At 56.0% G+C, this 1,826-nt stretch carries 2 protein-coding genes and 1 tRNA gene; all 3 read left to right on the top strand.

Annotated elements, in window-relative coordinates:
* The first annotated feature begins 165 nt into the window (after window positions 1-165).
* The 3 genes from BQ7477_RS04725 (at window position 166) to BQ7477_RS11845 (ending at window position 1,805) form a co-directional block, all read left to right on the top strand.
* A tRNA-Met gene (locus BQ7477_RS04725) sits at window positions 166-242 on the top strand.
* 751 nt (window positions 243-993) lie between these two features.
* Window positions 994-1,527, top strand: a complete 534-nt coding sequence (locus BQ7477_RS04720; RefSeq protein WP_073982716.1) for an antirestriction protein ArdA — start codon at window positions 994-996, stop codon at window positions 1,525-1,527.
* Between the two features lie 134 nt (window positions 1,528-1,661).
* Window positions 1,662-1,805, top strand: coding sequence for a hypothetical protein (locus tag BQ7477_RS11845; protein WP_159430574.1), 144 nt, complete (start codon window positions 1,662-1,664; stop codon window positions 1,803-1,805).
* The last annotated feature ends 21 nt before the right edge of the window (window positions 1,806-1,826 follow it).

Raw genomic sequence — 1,826 nt, 5'->3', positions numbered from 1 at the left:
CCGTCGACGGATGCGCAAAGCGGCTCCTAGCCCGCGTCTGTCGATCGGGCGCCCGGCTCCGCGACCCCTCGCGGGTTGCAGGCCGGGCGCCACGATGCGGAGACGTAGTTCACGGTCGTCGCGATTGAAGCATCTTGATCCTAGTGGTAAGGTTTTAACCACCGACGCGGGGTGGAGCAGTTCGGTAGCTCGCCGGGCTCATAACCCGGAGGTCGCAGGTTCAAATCCTGTCCCCGCTACCAGAGAAACCCGGTATCTCAACGAAAAGTCGCTGAGATACCGGGTTTTGTTTTGCCCTGACGAGACCGAATCCCTATGTTATTCCCTACCTTTCAGCCAAACTCAGGCCCGTCGTCGAGGTGGGGGAGGGGGAACTATCACCCAACATCGAGGACTATCATCCAACGCCCCTTCGGGGCGTATGACTATCTTCGCTCGTGCATGATCTCGTGGGAGGGAGGTTGCAGAGGAGGATTTTCACCGCCTAATCGGCGTTGATACCGGCTGTTTACCGCCTGAAAATGCAAAAGCGGTATAGCGTTTTCCCTCGTATCTCAACCGAATCCCAACCCTTTACCGCCTTCACCGCCTAAAACCGAAAACTTTTATATATACACACGCATATGTAGGAAGATGAACACTCGCGTGTACACTTTTTAGAAATTAGGCGGTAGAGGCGGTAACACACCATGTTTTGACTGATATACCAACGTTTTCGATATACCGCTTAGCCTCAAACAGGCGGTAACCAAGCGGTGAAAGCGGTAATCAGGCGGTAAGACATGTGCTACTTGATATGCAAACCCCACCCCACTGAGATCGTATGAGGATGATAATTCCCCACCTCATGAGCGATAAAGGTCCTCCTCCCGCTCATCCCCTGAGAAGGTCGCAAAGCGACCCCGAGCCACTCGTTGGAGGTGAGGTCGCCTGTGTGCGTCCTTACCCGAGCTGGACTGCCCGGCCTCACCTCCACCTACTCGGGAGGTTGGAATGATTACTCAAACTACTGTTCGTCCGTCGGTCTGGATCGGCTGTCTAGCCTGCTATAACGAAGGCATACTCAACGGGAGATGGTTCCCGGCAGAAGAAGCCGGTGAGGTAACACCTGAAGACCTACACCTTGGCCCCACATATCACGACGAGCTATGGATCTTTGATCACGAGGGGTTCCCCACAGGAACCAGCGAAATGTCACCCGATACAGCACAGCTTTGGGGTGAAGTCTTCGATGAGATCGGAGAAGAACAGTGGCCTGCACTGCTCGCATGGATTGAAACAGGCTGTTACGTAGCGTGTGGGGATACACTACCGAGCGTCTCCGACTTTAAGGAGCGCTACTGTGGTTGCTGGGACTCGTTCGAGGACTACGCGACACAGCTCGCTGAGGACATCTGTCTGATGGACGGATGGCCTGAGGAGGCGAAGCGTTTCTTCGACTGGGACGCGTGGATTCACGACCTCGAATTCGACTACACCGTTGCGGATGCCGTTGATAGCGGTGTATTCGTCTTTCGCACTCTCTGACTGCTCTCCCTGGAAGCCTCAGTGGCTTCCAGGGAGAGCTTTCTTTCTGGGTTATAGGACACTACGTGTTGCTGGTAGGGGGTGGTGCTACACCCACTCTGCCCCCCCAGCCAGCAGCGACAATCCTGGCCACCATGCCCACCGACGCAGCCCTCGAAAACGCCTGGTACCAAGCCTGTCAAACCCGCCAAGCCGCCGGCACCATCCCCGGCTGGGGCGACGCAATTTGCTGGAACGAACTCCACCACACCACCCCCTACCACAACACCTGGGACTAACCCCAGTAACACGAAATGTCC

Origin of the sequence: Actinomyces bouchesdurhonensis, from assembly GCF_900128465.1 — a bacterium.
Taxonomy (GTDB): domain Bacteria; phylum Actinomycetota; class Actinomycetes; order Actinomycetales; family Actinomycetaceae; genus Pauljensenia; species Pauljensenia bouchesdurhonensis.
The sequence above is the reverse complement of the archived record's forward strand: the minus strand, read 5'-3'. Positions and strand labels throughout refer to the sequence as shown.